We start from the raw sequence: 17,666 nt of genomic DNA on the forward strand, positions 1-17,666 counted from the left end.
ATGGAAAAAGAATCTCAAGGATTTAGTATATGGAAGATATTGCTCCCTACCTTCATCGGTATAGGAGTTATCATATACATGCTTAGCCGCGAGTTTGATATGTCTGATCTCAAACAGATATCCATTACAGAACATACTGTATTCTGGATATGTATTGCCTTTTGTTTTATGTTGGGGCGTGATATCGGCTTTACAATCCGTTATCGTTATCTTACCGAAAAGCAATTGTCGTGGATGCAATGTATCAAAGTCACTCTTTTGGCTGAATTCGGTTCGGCAATAACACCTTCGGTAGTAGGAGGTTCTACAATGGCTGTTGTTTTCTTGACAAAAGAGAAAATCCCTGTCGGGCGAAGTACGGCAATGGTATTTGTTACGTTGTTGCTCGACGAAATGTACTTTGTTGTTACATTTCCTATTCTACTTCTTTTTATCCCTTTCGATACTTTATTCTCCGATCATTCGGCCCTAGGTAACGGAGTATTAGCTTTGTTTGCAGTGGCTTATCTTATAAAAATGATTCTGTGTACACTGCTGATAATTGGGCTGTTTTTTAGACCTCAGGCAATACGCTGGCTTATTATTAAGTTCTTTCGATTGCCTTTTTTGAGGCGATGGCACAAAAGTGCAGTGAAAGCGGGCGATGATCTCGTTATTAGTTCGAGGGAAATACGAGGAAAAGGCATCTCTTTTTGGTGGCCTCTGATACTCGCTACCATTTTGTCTTGGGGTTCACGATACCTGGTAGTCAATGCTATCTTTATGGCATTCTTTACTGTGCATGACAACCTGCTTATCTTTGCCCGCCAGTTTGTAATGTGGATTATGATGGTAGTAAGTCCTACACCCGGAGGAAGCGGTTTCAGTGAGTTTATCTTTAAAGAATACCTGAGCGAATTTATACCATTAGTAGGGGTTGTGCCGTTGATGATCCTCTTGTGGCGATTGCTTACCTATTATAATTACCTGTTGGTGGGGGCATTGATTGTTCCTCGGTGGGTGAAGAAATCTTTTGGAAAACAACAAGAAAAGGAAGAGAACTAAATCTCTTTACAATATTTATTATTTCAGACTTCACTTTTAGAAAGTTTCAAAATAAACTATTCTTTATTTTTGACTATTTTCGTAAACGAATAACCAATTAAAAAATTATTGTATGAAATTAAAACTAATATTGCTGTCGGCGTTCTTTATTTCTATACTTACTGCAAATGCACAATCTGTGGTTGGTAAATGGAAAACATTTGATGATGAAACCAAAGAAGCTAAATCGATTGTAGAAATCACCGAACGTGGCGGTAAAATCTATGGAAAAGTGATCGAGATACTCAATCCTGCCAAGAAAGATATAAAGTGTAAAGATTGTTCGGGGGCTGATAAAGACAAGCCGGTTCTTGGTCTTGAGATTCTAAAAGGCTTATCTAAAGATGGTAAAGAATATAGTGATGGAAAGATACTAGACCCATCGAATGGCAAACTGTACAAATGTACCGTATCGCTTGACGGAAACGATAAACTGAAAGTAAGAGGCTATGTAGGTATTTCAGCTTTTGGAAGAACACAGGTCTGGACAAGAGTGAAGTAAATCTACGAAGTTGCTAATCTGTGAAAAACCCAATTTTTGTATTAGCTCCCGATTCGTTTAAAGGTTCCATGACAGCCAAGCAAGTGTGTGATGCGATGGAAATAGGTATAAAAAGAATCTACCCTGAAGCAATATGCATCAAAATACCAATGGCAGATGGAGGAGAGGGAACTGTGCAATCTTTGGTAGATGCTACCGACGGTAAGATATATGAAGAGCCTGTAACGGGTCCGTTGGGATCGGCAGTCTCTGCTAAATATGGAATTCTGGGTGATGGATCTACTGCCGTTATTGAGATGGCTTCGGCAAGTGGGCTTTACCTGATAGATAAGGGTAGGCGCAATCCACTTTTGACCACTACATACGGCACAGGTGAGTTGGTTAAGGCATGTCTCAACAGAGGTGTAACTAAAATAATATTGGGAATAGGAGGTAGCGCTACTAACGATGGTGGCGCAGGCTTCGCCCAAGCGTTAGGAGTCAGATTTCTTGATAAGGAAAATAGAGATCTGCCGTTTGGCGGATTAGCTCTCCGAGAATTGGATAAGATAGACGTCTCATCTATAGATATGCGATTACAAGATATCAATATTGAGGTAGCCTGTGATGTATCCAATCCTTTGTGTGGAGAAAACGGAGCCTCTTTTGTTTTCGCACCGCAGAAAGGAGCTACTGCGGAAATGGTAAGTGTGCTGGACGATGCCTTGCTACAGTATGCAGAAGTGATTAAAAATCAACTGGGCAGAGAAGTGAAAGATGTACCGGGAGCCGGTGCTGCCGGAGGTCTCGGAGCCGGATTGCTAACGTTTACAAATGCACGTTTGCAGAAAGGCATCGATATTGTAATAGACTATACTAATCTTAAAGCTGCGATAAAAAAGGCTGATGTGGTATTTACCGGTGAAGGTAAAATAGATTCTCAGACCCAATATGGGAAAACACCTTATGGTGTCGCTCAACTAGCACGAGCGGAAGGGAAAAAAGTAATAGCTATTGCAGGAGATCTGGAAAAAGGAGCACAGGAGTTATATACTTCTGTCTTTGACTTTATAATTCCCATTAAACCTGAAAGTGTTTCCCTGGAGGAATCGATGAAAAGAGGAGAGGAGTATGTAGAGCAGGCTATTGCAAACTTCTTGACGAAGCATGAACTATAATTATTGACTAAAATATTATGAAAAAACAAGCTGTTTTATTTTTACTTGCAATCTTTGCTTTGTGTTCTGTACAGGCTCAGACTGTGGATACAATTGAGGTATTCAGTCCTAAAATGAACCGAAGTATAAAAAATGTAATAATTCTTCCTGATGGATATAAGAAGGATGGTACGGTTAAATATCCTGTGCTGTATCTTCTGCATGGCTACTCGGGACGTTATGATTCGTGGGTGTCGCTCAAACCAACACTACCACAAGATGCTACCCGATTGGGGATGATCGTTGTTTGCCCCGATGGACAGAATAGTTGGTATTGGGATAGCCCTATCGATCCTAAATTTCAGTTTGAGACCTATGTGAGCAAAGAATTGGTGCAGTATATCGACCAAAATTATAAAACAATTACTTCTCCCAAAGGCCGTGCGATAACAGGGCTTAGCATGGGTGGTCATGGAGGTTTGTGGCTAGGTATAAACCATCCCGATGTTTTTGGTGCATGCGGGTCGATGAGCGGAGGTGTGGATATACGTCCTTTTCCAAACAACTGGGATATGAAACTGCGTATAGGTTCGTATAAAGAGAACTCCGAGTTGTGGGATAGCCATACGGTGATCAATCAACTGGATAAGATAGAACCGGGTTCGTTATCTATTATTTTCGATTGCGGAACAGACGACTTCTTCTATCAGGTAAACGAGCAATTGCACAAAGAAATGGTATACCGAAATATCAATCATGATTATATCGTTCGTCCGGGAGGACATACCGGTGAATACTGGAATAACGCAATTGATTATCAAATGCTATTTTTTTATAAGTTTTTTAAGCAGAAATAACTAACTTTACTGTTCTTTGCATCAAATGACTAAATGGAACAGAAAGATGTTATAATCGTAGACCGGCAAGGTATAACCCGTATCGGGATGGAGACGCTGGTAGGTGAGACAAAAAAAGCCTCTTCGGTACTTTTCACGGAAAGTAAATCCGAATTGGTAAGATTGTTGAGCTCTCACCCCGAAGCCGTTGTGATACTGGATTATACCCTGTCTGATTTTATAAGTGTAGATGACTTGCTGAATGTAGGTTATCGTTTTTCGCATGTGAATTGGTTGTTATTCTCCGAAGAACTGAGCTATGAGTTTCTGCGCAGATTGACATCTACAAGTGAAGCCTACAGTATTGTACTCAAGTCGTCGGGGCTCGACGAGATAAATATTGCGCTGGCTCATGTATTAAGGGGTGAACGTTTTATTTGTGCAAGGGTTGCCAACCAATTACTGCAAGCACAGAAAGCACCTACCGATACTGTGGATCATATACTGACCTCTACAGAAAAAGAAATACTGAAAGAAATAGCCATAGGGCGCACCACAAAAGAAATTGCGGCGAATCGCAATCTTAGCTTTCATACCATCATTACCCACCGTAAGAATATCTTCCGCAAGCTGGAAGTAAACAATGTGCACGAAGCAACGAAATATGCGATGCGTGCGGGATTGATTGATATGGCAGAGTATTATATCTGATTGATATTATCCCAATGTTAAATATGCCTATTCTATTCGCAATACTGCTAAGTTAATAGGCTTTGTGACTGCTACTGTTCAGAGAGTAAAAACTGAGTTCAATATTTAGTCAATCAAATATTCATCAAAAAAATCATTAACTCCTGCTGTTTGTGCCATAATAGCTATATATAAATCATCAAGAGCATTGGTATATGGAAATACCCATTCTGTATTATAATCAAAAGTCTCATAAAACTCTAATCTTATATAATCTATCAATTCTGTTCTTTCTTCATCAACAAAATATTTAGTTTTATATCTATATAAGCGTAAATGCTTATTGGATATATTAGTAGTATAAACGTGCCCAATGATTTCTTCATTAGCTCCCAACCCTTTTATTTGAGATATCCGAAAATTTGCGACATGCCATTTTATTCTAGCATCTTTTGTATCTCGTAGTATTTTCTGTATAGTTGCTATTGCTTTATCTTCATTACTATTCATGAGGTAATTTATTTTAATATGTTTTTATCGGTCTCTATATCTTTTAGCAAATCTATGAGATGATTAACATCATTATATACTTCCCAAATATAATCTATGTTAATATATTTCTTATACCACTTTTTCTTTATATCATTAGATTTTATAAATGTTGAGTTATAACCTTTCTGACATTTAGTTATTGCTGTTTGGCATTTTGCTGTATGTACAGAAGGAACTATGGGTAATAACAGGGTTAATACCGATCTTAAATCACTTAACATGTTCTTCACTCTTCTTTCATCTATATTCTCATAACTAGAAATAAACTCTTTGTTAAATGCCTGTAATTTCTTTACAATGTTATCAACCTTATAATTAAATAGTACTTCTGAATTTGCTTTTTTGACAGCCTTTTTGATTGTGCCTGCAAGATATAAAGTTATTATTGATATTACTAAGCCAATAAAAGAAACAATTAAGCCCAATATAGAAATAGTAGTGTCTGTCATATATAGATTGTTTAGAGAAATTCACTTACTTTTTCAATTAATACGGGGACTTGTAATTCTATCCCTTTTTCAACTGCCTTAGTAGTCATTTTTCCTACCCATGTCATTAATTTCTTACCCCAATTCTCTTTCTTTTCATTTATTATAATTTCTCGAACTTCATTCGTGTCACTTTCATCTATTCCCAATTTTTTAAGTTCTTGAATTAGGTTATCTAATTTAGCGTTGTTCTCTGTTGATTGTGTAATATTTTCACCTATAGCAATATTTGAGTTTGTATTATCTCCATAAATTGTTTGATTTATGATAGTTTGGGCTTTTGCCTCATTTTGGATATTATCCTTGTATTCATTCTCTAAATTAGGGAATACCTCATTAAACTCTAATAATGTGTCTAATAACCTTTGCTTTGTAGTGTCGATAACATGTTTAATTTCACTCACTTGAATTCTTCTTTTAGCATTTCTTATTAAAAGCCCCTGTGGAGAGCTTTCTCTCAATTTTTGAACATCAGATTCAGAAAAATAGAAGTACCCAAACTTATGAATATCTTCTTTGCTATAACTTTCTTCTAAAAGAGAAATGCTTTGCATTAAAAACTCTGAATAAAAGTTTTTTAGAGCATCCTCATCTTGCGTAGTATTCTCAAAAGGAACATCATATTTGCCTCTAAATGGGTCTACAATCTCAACAAAAATATCGCAAGAAACAATCCTATATGTTGGGAGTTTACTCTTTTCAGGATATCCATTTAATTCAAAAGATATCCATTCTTTAAATTGCGTATTATTGATTTTATATGCAATAATCTTAGCTCTTGTTAAAGCTTGTGATAATGATATTCTATCAAAAGTTAGATCTCCTATAAGTTGTTTTATCATAGGTGCATTTATGATGGTTATATATGTAAAGATATTAAATGTTTTTATCCAACATAACAATAAGAATTACATTCTTTTTGCCATATCATAAAATAACTATATACTTGTAAAGCATTACTATATAATAACTGTAAACCACTTAGTAAACCAAAACGAAAGAATAAATGCAAAATATTGACAATCAAAAGGAATATAAAGTACTCTTCGTCTGTTTAGGAAATATTTGCCGTTCTCCTGCTGCGGAAGGAATTTTCAAGACGATGGTAAAAGAGCAGGGGTTAAGTGATAAGATTACCGTCGATTCGGCGGGAACGTCAGGATATCATATCGATGAATTGCCCGACTTGCGAATGAGAAAGCATGCAACAAGGAGAGGGTATACGCTGGATTCTTTGTCTCGTAAGTTCACGGTTAATGATTTCGATCGCTTTGATCTTATCTTGGTGATGGACGACAACAATCATCGTGATGTAATGCGACTCGCACCCGACTTGGAATCGGAAAAGAAAGTATACCGTATAATGGATTTTTCGCAAGACTTTGTACACGATCATGTACCCGATCCTTACTATTCGGGCGCTGACGGCTTTGAGCTGGTTCTCGATCTGCTGGAAGACTCTTGCGATGGGCTGCTGAATAAAATGAAGAAAGGTGAATTGTAACTAATTCACCTTATCTATTTGCCCTCCTTCAAAGAAGTTGATTATATTTTTTACCACTTCGTGAGCCATATCCCGCCGTGCGCTATAAGTGCCTGTTCCGGCGTGAGGGGACAGAATGGCATTATCCAATTCCAATAGTTCCGGGAAAATCTTAGGCTCTTTTTCGAACACATCAAGACCGGCCGCATATATTTCTCCTGTTTTCAAGGCTGTGGCAAGAGCTTTCTCGTCTACCAGTTGCCCACGGGCAGTATTGATAAGTATAGCACTGTTTTTCATTTTCTTGAATTCGGCTTCTCCCATCAGGTGATAAGTTTCGGGTGTAGCAGGTGCATTAAGCGATACCACGTCCGACTCTTTGAGGAGTGTGTCGAAATCTACATAAGTAGCATTATACTTATCTTCAATGTCTTTTGGCAGCCTGTTTCTATTATGATAAATGATGTTCATGCCCGATGCTAAGGCTCTGCGTGCAACCGCCTGCCCGATACGCCCCATGCCATATATACCAAGCGTTTGCCCATAAAGCGAAACACCCAAATCTCCATATATACTCCAATCGAGCCTGACGCCTGAGTGCAGCTTGTGATTGTAATAAGCTACTTTACGAGCTGTTGCCATCATCAGGGCAAAGCACAACTCGGCTGTGGGCTCTAGTACCGATTGGGGAGTATTGGTTACGGCAATGCCTTTCGAGGCTGCGTATTCCACATCTATATTGTTATACCCTACACCATAGTTGGCTATCAGTTTTAGGTTTTTTGCCTTATCTATAATCTCTGCATCTGTCTGAAACGAAAAATTAGGGACGAATACGTCTATGTCGGATATCCGTTCCAAAATTTCATCTTTTGTGAACAGCTTGTTTTCGGGGTATATAATGATAAACTTTCCTTCAAGTCCGACAAAATCTTCCCGTTTGAAATTATGCCCCATCAATATCTTTTTCATCTTAATGTTTTTAATCTTTTTTCAAACCAAAATTTCCGTTTGTAATAACTACTGAGTACCCTTTGTTTAGCTCTAACGTCCAACCATTCCCCGATAATTTATATCCATCCATATTAGTCGGGTTTGTTATTGTGATTGTTTTCCAATCCGAACTCACTAATGCTCCATCGGTAACTGTTAATGTGCCCCATTCATCTATAACTCTAACGTTAGGGTATACAGTACCTTTATTTTCAAGAGGCATAATGTTACGAGGGTCGAAGTTTATCCTCATCTTTTCCAATCTTATTTCGAAATGAGGCTGTTCGATAAATTTGGATTTGTATTCTACTATAAGTTTCTGAATTTTTTCTTCGCGGATTATCTCTTCATTTGTAATCTCAGTGCCATTATATGAGTTCGCAATTTGGCTCACTATATCTTTCAAGTTTGAAGGAATTTTCACTTGAAAAGCATCAATAAGAAAATTACTGAGATTGGTATTATCATTTATACTTCTGTTCCACCCTTGCTTCCTCTTATCCAATAAATAACCATAGGCAGGGATCGTCTGATAGGCGAAAGAGCGTACAAAAGTGGGATTTTTCATAGATCTATCAATGTTCTTCACAAAGTGTTCTCCCTTTTGTTTTTCGGGTCTTCCACAACTTGCTTCGCCTGTATATTCGGCAAGACCTTCATTGAGTTCTAGTTTATTTTCCTCGGTATCCGCCCCGGAGAAAAGAGATTGCCTGTATTTTCTGAATATAAATGCATTCGTCACATGCTCATTAATCTGGGATGTTGTCGATGCCGAAACTGCTTTTTTAAGAGCCTCTAATTCTAATCGCAAGTATATACGGCCATCTTTACTGTCAAGATGAGCACAGTCGCCATTACTTTGGCTAAACCCCAGTTTCGGTTGCACAACATGGAACCGTTCATGAAGCAATAAACTTATTCGATCATATTTATTTTCGGGCAAAGGCAGCATCACTGTAGCCCAATCTGTTCCGTTCCATCGGATAGAAGTATTAGCGATATTTTCCTTTTTGGAGAAAATTCCGGTATAGATATGATTGTCTTGTTTTAGTTCGCCTAACGAGTCTTGTACATTCGCATAGATTTCTTTCGTTGCCGGATTAATTAACATTATAGGACCAAAGATATTTTTACCCCAAAGGTTCTTACTTTTCTTTGCAGCAACTTCTGCTTCCTTAAAGTATACATTCACCTCATCGGTGCGTAAAGCCATTTTCTCTTGACCGAAAGAGCCTAGAGAAACAAACATTAAGATGATAAATAATATTCTTCTGCCCATTTTATACAGTAATTAAGTCGTTGGTAAAAATAATGATGTATTTCTTGTATTGAAAGATCTCTGTGTGACACTTTTTACTCTGTAGTGAAAAAAGGAAAATGAGAATGCGAGAGCAATTCCTTTTTATAATTTGCTTTATTTATAAAACACCCGAATCCACCAGTATTTCTCTTATTCGAACCCAATCTATATAGGGTCTATCAGATGTGGGATCATCTAAAACAAGTGGGCAACCCAGAGCCGCATCGTCTATGTAGAGATGCCCATAGGCCTTGGGCGATGATGTCCAAAACCGTTGGGTCGGATTTTTTTGGATGCCATACAAAGGTATGCCATTATCTTCAAACCATTTTACGGCTTCTGTCAGTACGTTTTCTTCAACGATGACCTCCTCGCCATTTATTTTTTTCTTCTTTTTGCGATCGCTGCGCATCGTAAAGAGTATCAGCCGATGCCCCTTATCCGTTAGTTCTTTCAAAACAGGGATTGCGCCAATATCTTTTCCTATATTCGGGAACTCATGTGTTACACATGTCCCGTCAAAATCTATACATATATCCATATTACTTAAAACAGAAATAAAACGCTTTTGTTTACAAATCGAAAAACCCGGATTATAACTAATCCGGGCCTATATCAAAAGAATAATTTTCTGAGAAATTATTACTTGTTTTCAGAAGTTCCGTTTATATCGTCTTCAAGGCCATTTACACCATCTTTGAAGCTTTTTACTCCTTTACCCAATCCTTTCATGAGTTCAGGAATTTTCTTTCCTCCAAACAATAGTAAAACAACAATGGCAATGATGATGATTTCTCCGGTTCCTAAGTTTCCTAAAAATAAAAGAGTGTTCATCTGGCTATTAATTTATATCGTTATACATTTAGATTGCTAAAGTAGTCAGAATAAAATTATTCTTGATAACTTTTTACATCTTTTAAATAAAGGTTTTATTATACTGGGGTAACGAAGTTCGTCGGCTTCTTTTACCGTATACATCATAAAAAACTTACTGCTAATGAAGCTTTCTTTAGATCCGATTTTTTGTCAAATAGAATTATTTGTCTAATTTAGGGTGCTTAAGAACCAGAACTAATTTATTAATATTATGAGAATTATTAAAATTTCTTTTGCTTTGCTCGTTGCTTTGGTAACAAGCGTTAGTATGTTTGCACAATTGCCTGTATCTCTAGGAGTAAAGGCCGGAATGAATTTGTCCGAGTTGCAAAATGTAGATGATGATAATAAGGTTGGTTTCAATATTGGGCTAACTGCTGAGCTTGCATTGCCAAGTAGTTTTTATTTGATGTCGGGACTTGAGTTTACAACGAAAGGGACCAAGGGTAAAAATGTACCAGTTAATGTTTCCGGCACGAAGGATAAAGTTACCTATAATTCGATGTATATTCAATTGCCTATACATGCCGGATATAAACTTGATTTAACACCCGGTACTAAACTCGTATTCCGTGCAGGGCCGTATTTGGCTTATGGAGTAGGGGGAAAAATAAAATCGGATGCAAAACAATTTGAAGATCAGGACTTCTTTGGGGATGATACCAATCGTTTCGATTTTGGAATTGGCGGAGCTGTAGGTGTTGAATTTTTAAATAAAATAAATGTTAGCCTTGGTGCTGATCATGGATTAACCAAAGTATTTAAAGATACTAAAATCAAAAATCGGGCTGCATATATCAGTGTAGGATATAAATTCTGATCCGTTCTATTGTAAGCTTATATAAGAACTATCTGTCTTGATTTACTTTTTGCATTTTCAGCTATAAAGTTTATCTAATAAGAGAGAGTTCTTTGATATAACAGGGTGACAAAAGGTGACACTTTAAAACATGATTAAAAGTGTCACTTTTGTCACTTTTTGATTTTAAGTACTGATATATAGTGAATGTATTTTTTGCTGAATTGTCACTTTTTAGACTTTTATCGACACTTTTTGTGATTTATAGTTGATTCCGGCTTTGCGTGCCTGAGCATGTTGCAGTCTTCTGGGAATATTATAGAGCCTGCCATCTTTTATCAGTCGCGAACCGGTTTGCTTAAACCAGAATGATATGTTATTCGCTATACATAGTTCGTGCAGTTCCATGATCCAGTCGAAATTGCATGGTCGTGCATCTTGACCCGATTCGCCTCCGGCTGTAATATGCTCTACCCATGACCCGATGTAAGGGTTCAGGTCTATCCTTTCCAAGAGAGGTTCGCATATAATCATTTTGTGTTTGATGGGAGCAGCTTTGTAAATAGGCAGCCTGTAGTCGGCTTTGTCCTGATTTTCTACCGTGCAGCAAATGGTGACATTGTCGTAGCCATCGCCCCAGTCGTCGGGAAGCCCTACTGTCAGTCGATCGATGCGTTTGGTTATCATCAGAAAGGTTAGGTCGCTTCGCTCCCGTATCATTCGCCATGCTTCGGGACGCCATTGGTCTGCGTCTTTGTTGAAGAAGTCGGATGTGAAACAGGTGTATACTTCTGTGCCGGATGGTATTTTGTATGCTCCGTTTCTCTTTTTCCGGATGGGCACATCGAAGTTTTTTGTTTGGGTTACAATCGTGCTGTCTATGCCTCGTCTTGCATCACCACGATACACATAGCAGTGTTTGCAACCTTCGCTTATCTTGTGGCAGCCGTGCCACGGATTCCATAGTGCTGACATAATCATTCTTTGTGACTTCAAATATAAGAAAAGCATAGTGAGTTTTTCACTTTATACCAAAAGTTTATATCTTTGTGCACCCATGTAAATTGATTATAAATAACAACCATATAATATGTTCGAAAGTTTAAGTAATAGATTAGAGCGCTCGTTTAAGATACTGAAGGGTGAAGGTAAAATCACCGAGATAAATGTTGCGGAAACCCTAAAGGATGTTCGCCGTGCTTTATTAGATGCCGACGTAAACTATAAGACAGCAAAACAGTTTACCGAGACTGTGAAGGAAAAGGCAATGGGGCAGAATGTGCTTACTGCCGTTAAGCCTGAGCAATTGATGGTGAAAATAGTTCATGACGAACTTGCTGCTTTGATGGGTGGAACTGCTACAGATGTTCATCTGAAAGGCAATCCGGCTGTAATCCTTATGTCGGGTCTTCAGGGTTCGGGTAAGACTACTTTCTCTGGAAAGCTTGCCAAGATGCTGAAGTCTAAGAAGGGTAAGAATCCGTTACTTGTAGCCGGAGACGTTTACCGTCCTGCTGCGATCGAACAGTTGAAGATATTAGGAGAGCAAATCGAAGTTCCTGTATATTGGGAAGAGGGAAGCAAAAATCCGGTACAGATAGCTCAAAATGCAATTAAGCATGCAAAGCAAAATGGCAATGACCTTGTCATCGTCGATACCGCCGGTCGTTTGGCTATCGATGAAGAGATGATGAAAGAGATCACAGCGATTAAAGATGCTGTGAAACCTGACGAGATTCTCTTTGTAGTAGACTCTATGACAGGGCAGGATGCTGTGAACACAGCAAAAGAATTTAATGACAGGCTCAACTTCGACGGGGTAGTGCTTACCAAGCTCGATGGTGATACGCGTGGTGGTGCTGCGCTTTCTATCCGCTCGGTTGTAGACAAGCCGATCAAGTTTGTGGGTACAGGCGAAAAAATGGATGCATTCGATGTATTCCACCCTGAGCGTATGGCAGACCGTATCTTGGGTATGGGTGACATCGTTTCACTCGTAGAAAGAGCACAGGAGCAATACGATGAAGAAGAAGCACGTCGCCTGCAAAAGAAAATAGCGAAGAACCAGTTTGACTTCAACGACTTTATCGGACAGATACAGCAAATCAAAAAGATGGGTAATCTGAAGGATTTGGCGTCTATGATTCCCGGTGTTGGTAAGGCTATTAAAGATATGGATATTGACGATGATGCTTTCAAGAGTATCGAAGCTATTATTTATTCGATGACACCGAAAGAGCGTTCAACACCTGAAATCCTGAACGGAAGCCGTCGTGAGCGTATCGCTAAAGGTAGCGGAACATCTATCCAAGAGGTGAATAAGCTTATCAAGCAGTTTGACCAAACTCGTAAGATGATGAAGATGATGACTCAGATGAAAGGTGGCAAAATGCCGAATATGAGAAGGTAATTCTTTATAGAACGATATATAAAAAGAAAATCCGGATCGTATGATCCGGATTTTCTTTTTTAGTATATAGATGCCTTACAGGCCTTTTTCGCTTAAGTATCTTTCTGCTTCTATCGCAGCTTGACAACCACTTCCGGCGGCTGTAATAGCTTGACGATATATCGGGTCGGCTACGTCTCCTGCGGCAAAAACGCCTTCTACTCCTGTTTTCGGAGTACCTGGTGTTGTGATAATATATCCTACAGGGTCGAGGTTAAGTTGCGCCTTGAATATGTCCGTATTAGGCTTGTGTCCGATAGCAAGGAAGAATCCGTCGATCTTGATATCGAACTTTTCTTCGTTAGGTTCACCTAGGTGTCTTACTACATGTACTCCTTCTACGCCATTTTCGCCAAATAGTCCTGTAGCGTTGCATTCGAATAAGATCTCTATTTTAGGATTTTGCATAGCTCTGTCTTGCATCACCTTCGATGCACGCAGATGTGCTTTACGTACAATAAGATACACTTTCTCGGCTAGTCCTGCCAGATAAATAGCTTCTTCACAAGCAGTGTCACCACCACCAACAACGGCTACAACCTTCTTGCGATAGAAGAATCCGTCGCATGTAGCACACGCAGAAACTCCCATGCCTGCATATTTAGTTTCGTCTGATAGACCTAAGTATTTGGCACTGGCACCTGTTGCTATAATAACAGTATCTGCTTCAATCACCTTTTCGCCGTCGATAGTTACTTTGTGCGGATGAGAAGAGAAGTCTGCCGCTGTAGCTATGCCAAAGCGTATATCAGCGCCAAAGCGTGTAGCTTGTTTTTTTAGGTCTTCCATTAGTTCGGGGCCGGTAATACCTTCAGGGTATCCCGGGAAGTTTTCAACCTCGGTAGTTGTTGTTAATTGTCCTCCGGGTTGTATTCCTTCATATAGTACCGGAGAAAGATTTGCTCTCGACGCATAAATAGCTGCAGTATATCCCGCAGGTCCTGAGCCAATAATGAGGCAACGTACTTTTTCGTTCATGTCTTATATTTTTATATATTTTGTTTATATTTTATACAAAGATATAGAATTTTCTTATATCCTCAAAGGTTATTCGGTTCGTATTTTCTATGTAATGATAAACACAATCTATGTTATCTAAGGTCTACTATTTCTGCACTAGGATAATCTTTCTTATTGAAAGAAAAAGTAGCATCGGAAATATTAGTTCCTGTTTGATAGCTTTTTATAGATAAGATATTTTGTATGCCGGCTTTATCTGTCAGTGTGATCTTTGAGAATACATTGCTGGCTTTATCTATTTGTACCAATATTTTGGTGATGTCTGCATTCTTCTTTTGGGGAATCAGTTCTATTTCCAAAACGGTTTTTCCTCCTGTTCTTTTTTCTCCTTTGTAGGATAGATTATAGCCTTTCTTATAAATGCTGAAAAGCATAGAAGGGCTTATTCCTTGTAGCTCTGCACCTGTAGGATTGCTGATGTTTACCTCTTCAGTATCTTTTACATACACCCATTGTGTTTTACCGTCGAACCAAGTAATAGCATCGGGTATTTCTATCTTGAATTTGTCTCCCTTCATATAAGCCTTACCATCGTAACTATAAACCAGTTTAGCCTTTGTGTCTTTAGAGTCTAAAGTAAAGCTTGCTACGACTCCTCCGGCCTTATTGTATGTTTCGGCGGCTTTATCTAAGATCGAGCGTGCATCTTGTGCAGAAATACTCAACGTGAATACTAACAGTGATATAAGGGAAAGTAACTTTGTTTTCATCTTTTGTTATATTGTTTAGCCTTTTTGACTTTGTTATTCATTAAAGGTTTAAATATTAAACTAGCCTATTCTTTTTTCGGCAGAATGATATTGACCATTAAGGAGGCTTAGCCAAATGAATTTAACTTCTGTTCTAAACTGTATTCGTCAGCAATAAGAACATCACGAGCCTTGCTTCCTTGCGTTGGTCCTACTATCCCTGCTGCTTCCAGTTGATCCATCAGACGACCAGCACGGTTGTATCCGATAGAGAATTTACGCTGTATTAGCGATGTAGATCCTTGCTGGTGAACTACGAGAAGACGTGCAGCCTCTTCAAATAGTGGATCTCGATCGTTGAGGTCGATATTTCCAACTTTGTCTTCGCCCATTTCTCCTATATATTCGGGTAGTTCGAATGCGCTCGAATAACCCTGTTGGTTTCCTATATATTGAGCTATACCTTCTACCTCAGGAGTGTCGACGAAGGCGCACTGGATACGTACAAGGTCGCTGCCCTGTGAGAAGAGCATATCTCCACGTCCGATCAATTGATTGGCACCCGACATATCAAGGATAGTGCGGGAGTCGATCTGCGAAGTGACACGGAAAGCCATACGGGCGGGGAAGTTCGCTTTTATAGTTCCTGTAATGATATTTGTTGTCGGACGCTGTGTTGCGATCACCATGTGCATACCTACGGCACGAGCTTTTTGGGCAATACGGGCGATAGGCATTTCTATCTCTTTTCCGGCAGTCATTATCAGGTCGCCAAACTCGTCGATGATAATAACCAGATAGGGGAGAAAGCGGTGTCCTTTCAATGGGTTTAGTCGGCGTTTGCGGAACTTCTCATTGTATTCTTTTATATTACGTACTCCGGCATTCATAAGCAGCTCATAACGATCATCCATCTCTTTAGTCAGAGAGTTTAGCGTCTGAGTTACTTTGGTAACATCGGTGATAATTGCTTTTTCTGCGTCAGGGAGTTTTGCCAGATAGTGTTTCTCTATTCTTGAATAAATATTGAACTCCACCATCTTTGGGTCAACCAACACCATCTTCATTTCGGCCGGATGCTTTTTGTATAGTAACGAAGTTATTATGGCATTCAAACCTACCGATTTTCCTTGTCCTGTTGCTCCTGCTACCAGTAAGTGAGGCATCTTGCATAGGTCGAACATGAAAATCTCATTCGTGATTGTCTTCCCTAAAGCAACGGGGAGATCGAAAGCACATTCCTGAAACTTGCGAGACGCAATTACAGACTGCATCGATACTATTTGAGGATCTTTGTTCGGAACCTCAATTCCTATTGTGCCTTTGCCCGGCATAGGGGCAATAATACGTATACCCAGAGCCGAGAGGCTAAGAGCTATGTCATCTTCAAGGTTACGGATCTTTGAGATCCGTACACCTGCTTTTGGTACTATTTCGTATAAGGTGATTGTAGGCCCTACTGTTGCTTTGATGGATGTGATCTCGATGCCATAATTTTGTAGGGTCGTGATGATTTTACTCTTGTTGGCATTCTGTTCTTCCATATCCACTCCTTTGCCTGTCATGTCATATATTTTCAGCAATTCTGTAGATGGGAAATGGAAATTGGATAGATCTTTGGTCGGATCGTATTCTTCCATCTCTTCGCCTTCGGGTAAAAAGTCCGGAACATTTTCCGTATTTGTAAGCGGCTGAGGATTTACCGGAGGAGTAAATGTATTTTGTGTAGGAGTAAATTCTTCATCCTCAGGGATAACGATCTCGAAGTCGTTGTCGATCTTCATCGATGTTGCCGGCTTGTCCTTTGTTTTCTTATCCTTTGTTGTAGTTGTAGGCAATATGAAGTCTTCTCCGAAGTCCTCCGTTTCGGGCGATTGATCATCCTCTTTTTTCTTTCTCCTTAGAAAGCTAAACCAGCTTTTCTTTTCTTCAGCCGGAAGCTCTTCTTCATATACCTCATCTTCCTCTTCAATTATATCATCTTCCTCCTGATTAGAGTTTTTTAGTGGGTTCTTAAATAGACCACGGAAGAATTCCATAGAAGCTTTCTTCGTAATGATAAGGAATATAATGAGTAGAAGAATGATAATCATAATAACGCCCGGTATGCCCAATGCGGCTTCCAGTATTCTTTCTACCTCCATTCCGTGAGCACCACCCCAAAGGATGTTGCTTCCGTCGTTTATCAGTCTGGAAATAAAGGCACATGTAATAGAGCCCCACACAAGAGCATAAGCCATAAGTAGGAATGAACGGATAGCCGAAATGTTGACGACACGCATCAGCTTCAAGCCCATCAGGATGAGATATACAGGTATAAGCAAGGAGAATACTCCAAACCAATTGTTTATAAGCTTTTCTGCTACGAATGCACCTACAACGCCTGTCCAGTTGCTTATTTCCTGTTTGTGAGAAATAAGATCAAGAAAAAATTTATTTGTTACCTTGCTTTGGTCGGCAGCACCTGTAAAGAAAAATGATATTTCTCCCAGTAGTATATATGCCCCAAAAAATGAGAGACAGACTCCCAATAAGAATTTTGTACGCTCTTTTTTTATGAATTCGATGAAAGAGGTTCTTTTATCTTGAGTTTTCTTTTTCCTGACTGTTTTTTTTGCCATATAGTGAAGCGGTAAAGCTTTTTATTTTTCTTTTAAGTAGGTTATCTTCGATACAAAGATAACTCTTTTTCAGAAAGATTATCCTTGCTGTTTCTTCTTTTATAAAGATATAAAAAGATAGTAAAATAAAAAGATTTATAAAAAATAGA

At 38.9% G+C, this 17,666-nt stretch carries 19 protein-coding genes; 8 read left to right on the forward strand and 11 right to left on the reverse strand.

Annotated elements, in window-relative coordinates:
* From PKC55_RS12580 to PKC55_RS12600, 5 genes are all read left to right on the forward strand, one after another.
* Nucleotides 1–1,044 carry a lysylphosphatidylglycerol synthase transmembrane domain-containing protein gene (locus tag PKC55_RS12580; protein WP_291027879.1) on the forward strand — a complete coding sequence of 348 codons (1,044 nt, stop codon included), beginning with the start codon at nt 1–3 and terminating at the stop codon, nt 1,042–1,044.
* Between the two features lie 112 nt (nt 1,045–1,156).
* Nucleotides 1,157–1,585 carry a DUF2147 domain-containing protein gene (locus PKC55_RS12585; protein WP_006841817.1) on the forward strand — a complete coding sequence of 143 codons (429 nt, stop codon included), beginning with the start codon at nt 1,157–1,159 and terminating at the stop codon, nt 1,583–1,585.
* Nucleotides 1,586–1,605: 20 nt separating this feature from the next.
* The gene (locus PKC55_RS12590) at nt 1,606–2,742 is read left to right on the forward strand and encodes a glycerate kinase (RefSeq protein ID WP_324373250.1); all 1,137 of its coding nucleotides are present in this window, start codon (nt 1,606–1,608) and stop codon (nt 2,740–2,742) included.
* A gap of 17 nt (nt 2,743–2,759) precedes the next feature.
* Complete coding sequence (locus PKC55_RS12595; RefSeq protein WP_291125073.1) at nt 2,760–3,578, forward strand: alpha/beta hydrolase; 819 nt, start codon at nt 2,760–2,762, stop codon at nt 3,576–3,578.
* A 33-nt stretch (nt 3,579–3,611) separates the two neighbouring features.
* Nucleotides 3,612–4,268 (forward strand): helix-turn-helix transcriptional regulator, encoded by a 657-nt coding sequence (locus tag PKC55_RS12600; RefSeq protein WP_135105531.1) that lies wholly within the window; start codon nt 3,612–3,614, stop codon nt 4,266–4,268.
* 105 nt (nt 4,269–4,373) lie between these two features.
* Here PKC55_RS12600 and PKC55_RS12605 read toward each other — a convergent pair whose 3' ends face one another.
* The 3 genes from PKC55_RS12605 to PKC55_RS12615 are packed head-to-tail and all read right to left on the reverse strand — an operon-like array spanning nt 4,374 to nt 6,129.
* Entirely contained in the window at nt 4,374–4,757 is a 384-nt protein-coding gene (locus PKC55_RS12605; protein ID WP_291125077.1) for a hypothetical protein, read from the reverse strand.
* 8 nt (nt 4,758–4,765) lie between these two features.
* Nucleotides 4,766–5,248, reverse strand: a complete 483-nt coding sequence (locus PKC55_RS12610) for a hypothetical protein (RefSeq protein ID WP_291125079.1) — start codon at nt 5,246–5,248, stop codon at nt 4,766–4,768.
* An 11-nt stretch (nt 5,249–5,259) separates the two neighbouring features.
* Nucleotides 5,260–6,129, reverse strand: coding sequence for an AbiTii domain-containing protein (locus PKC55_RS12615; protein ID WP_291125082.1), 870 nt, complete (start codon nt 6,127–6,129; stop codon nt 5,260–5,262).
* Between the two features lie 164 nt (nt 6,130–6,293).
* Here PKC55_RS12615 and PKC55_RS12620 point away from each other — a divergent pair, with 164 nt between their 5' ends.
* Nucleotides 6,294–6,791 (forward strand): low molecular weight protein-tyrosine-phosphatase, encoded by a 498-nt coding sequence (locus tag PKC55_RS12620; protein WP_291125086.1) that lies wholly within the window; start codon nt 6,294–6,296, stop codon nt 6,789–6,791.
* Here the strand turns inward: PKC55_RS12620 and PKC55_RS12625 are convergent, their stop codons facing one another.
* From PKC55_RS12625 to tatA, 4 genes are all read right to left on the reverse strand, one after another.
* The gene (locus PKC55_RS12625) at nt 6,792–7,742 is read right to left on the reverse strand and encodes an NAD(P)-dependent oxidoreductase (RefSeq protein WP_291125089.1); all 951 of its coding nucleotides are present in this window, start codon (nt 7,740–7,742) and stop codon (nt 6,792–6,794) included.
* A 10-nt stretch (nt 7,743–7,752) separates the two neighbouring features.
* The gene (locus tag PKC55_RS12630; RefSeq protein WP_291125092.1) at nt 7,753–9,042 is read right to left on the reverse strand and encodes a hypothetical protein; all 1,290 of its coding nucleotides are present in this window, start codon (nt 9,040–9,042) and stop codon (nt 7,753–7,755) included.
* A 139-nt stretch (nt 9,043–9,181) separates the two neighbouring features.
* Nucleotides 9,182–9,604 (reverse strand): hypothetical protein, encoded by a 423-nt coding sequence (locus PKC55_RS12635; RefSeq protein WP_135105535.1) that lies wholly within the window; start codon nt 9,602–9,604, stop codon nt 9,182–9,184.
* A gap of 101 nt (nt 9,605–9,705) precedes the next feature.
* Nucleotides 9,706–9,897 carry a twin-arginine translocase TatA/TatE family subunit gene (gene tatA, locus PKC55_RS12640; protein ID WP_006841825.1) on the reverse strand — a complete coding sequence of 64 codons (192 nt, stop codon included), beginning with the start codon at nt 9,895–9,897 and terminating at the stop codon, nt 9,706–9,708.
* A gap of 253 nt (nt 9,898–10,150) precedes the next feature.
* Between tatA and PKC55_RS12645 the strand changes: the two genes are divergently transcribed.
* The gene (locus PKC55_RS12645; protein ID WP_291125096.1) at nt 10,151–10,759 is read left to right on the forward strand and encodes a porin family protein; all 609 of its coding nucleotides are present in this window, start codon (nt 10,151–10,153) and stop codon (nt 10,757–10,759) included.
* 213 nt (nt 10,760–10,972) lie between these two features.
* Here PKC55_RS12645 and PKC55_RS12650 read toward each other — a convergent pair whose 3' ends face one another.
* Nucleotides 10,973–11,713: a DUF5131 family protein gene (locus PKC55_RS12650; RefSeq protein WP_291125099.1), complete on the reverse strand. Its 741-nt coding sequence runs from the start codon at nt 11,711–11,713 to the stop codon at nt 10,973–10,975.
* A 115-nt stretch (nt 11,714–11,828) separates the two neighbouring features.
* On the opposite strand from PKC55_RS12650, the gene ffh reads away from it, so the two are divergent.
* Nucleotides 11,829–13,148, forward strand: a complete 1,320-nt coding sequence (gene ffh, locus PKC55_RS12655) for a signal recognition particle protein (protein WP_291125101.1) — start codon at nt 11,829–11,831, stop codon at nt 13,146–13,148.
* A 75-nt stretch (nt 13,149–13,223) separates the two neighbouring features.
* Here ffh and trxB read toward each other — a convergent pair whose 3' ends face one another.
* From trxB to PKC55_RS12670, 3 genes are all read right to left on the reverse strand, one after another.
* Nucleotides 13,224–14,165: a thioredoxin-disulfide reductase gene (gene trxB / locus PKC55_RS12660; RefSeq protein ID WP_135105539.1), complete on the reverse strand. Its 942-nt coding sequence runs from the start codon at nt 14,163–14,165 to the stop codon at nt 13,224–13,226.
* Between the two features lie 113 nt (nt 14,166–14,278).
* Complete coding sequence (lolA1, locus tag PKC55_RS12665; protein ID WP_291125104.1) at nt 14,279–14,917, reverse strand: outer membrane lipoprotein periplasmic chaperone LolA1; 639 nt, start codon at nt 14,915–14,917, stop codon at nt 14,279–14,281.
* A gap of 107 nt (nt 14,918–15,024) precedes the next feature.
* A complete protein-coding gene (locus PKC55_RS12670) occupies nt 15,025–17,517 on the reverse strand; it encodes an FtsK/SpoIIIE family DNA translocase (protein ID WP_291125107.1) in 2,493 nt (830 codons plus the stop codon).
* Nucleotides 17,518–17,666: the final 149 nt, after the last annotated feature.

Origin of the sequence: Dysgonomonas sp., assembly GCF_035323175.1 — a bacterium.
Lineage (GTDB): Bacteria > Bacteroidota > Bacteroidia > Bacteroidales > Dysgonomonadaceae > Dysgonomonas.

Bases quoted from the DNA above. Each gene is read 5' to 3' on its own strand.
- lolA1 (WP_291125104.1), bottom strand. From the start codon at position 14,917: ATGAAAACAAAGTTACTTTCCCTTATATCACTGTTAGTATTCACGTTG.
- PKC55_RS12615 (WP_291125082.1), bottom strand. From the start codon at position 6,129: ATGATAAAACAACTTATAGGAGATCTAACTTTTGATAGAATATCATTA.
- PKC55_RS12610 (WP_291125079.1), bottom strand. From the start codon at position 5,248: ATGACAGACACTACTATTTCTATATTGGGCTTAATTGTTTCTTTTATT.
- PKC55_RS12595 (WP_291125073.1), top strand. From the start codon at position 2,760: ATGAAAAAACAAGCTGTTTTATTTTTACTTGCAATCTTTGCTTTGTGT.
- trxB (WP_135105539.1), bottom strand. From the start codon at position 14,165: ATGAACGAAAAAGTACGTTGCCTCATTATTGGCTCAGGACCTGCGGGA.
- PKC55_RS12600 (WP_135105531.1), top strand. From the start codon at position 3,612: ATGGAACAGAAAGATGTTATAATCGTAGACCGGCAAGGTATAACCCGT.
- PKC55_RS12620 (WP_291125086.1), top strand. From the start codon at position 6,294: ATGCAAAATATTGACAATCAAAAGGAATATAAAGTACTCTTCGTCTGT.
- ffh (WP_291125101.1), top strand. From the start codon at position 11,829: ATGTTCGAAAGTTTAAGTAATAGATTAGAGCGCTCGTTTAAGATACTG.
- PKC55_RS12645 (WP_291125096.1), top strand. From the start codon at position 10,151: ATGAGAATTATTAAAATTTCTTTTGCTTTGCTCGTTGCTTTGGTAACA.
- PKC55_RS12630 (WP_291125092.1), bottom strand. From the start codon at position 9,042: ATGGGCAGAAGAATATTATTTATCATCTTAATGTTTGTTTCTCTAGGC.
- PKC55_RS12580 (WP_291027879.1), top strand. From the start codon at position 1: ATGGAAAAAGAATCTCAAGGATTTAGTATATGGAAGATATTGCTCCCT.
- PKC55_RS12625 (WP_291125089.1), bottom strand. From the start codon at position 7,742: ATGAAAAAGATATTGATGGGGCATAATTTCAAACGGGAAGATTTTGTC.
- PKC55_RS12635 (WP_135105535.1), bottom strand. From the start codon at position 9,604: ATGGATATATGTATAGATTTTGACGGGACATGTGTAACACATGAGTTC.
- tatA (WP_006841825.1), bottom strand. From the start codon at position 9,897: ATGAACACTCTTTTATTTTTAGGAAACTTAGGAACCGGAGAAATCATC.
- PKC55_RS12650 (WP_291125099.1), bottom strand. From the start codon at position 11,713: ATGTCAGCACTATGGAATCCGTGGCACGGCTGCCACAAGATAAGCGAA.
- PKC55_RS12605 (WP_291125077.1), bottom strand. From the start codon at position 4,757: ATGAATAGTAATGAAGATAAAGCAATAGCAACTATACAGAAAATACTA.
- PKC55_RS12670 (WP_291125107.1), bottom strand. From the start codon at position 17,517: ATGGCAAAAAAAACAGTCAGGAAAAAGAAAACTCAAGATAAAAGAACC.
- PKC55_RS12585 (WP_006841817.1), top strand. From the start codon at position 1,157: ATGAAATTAAAACTAATATTGCTGTCGGCGTTCTTTATTTCTATACTT.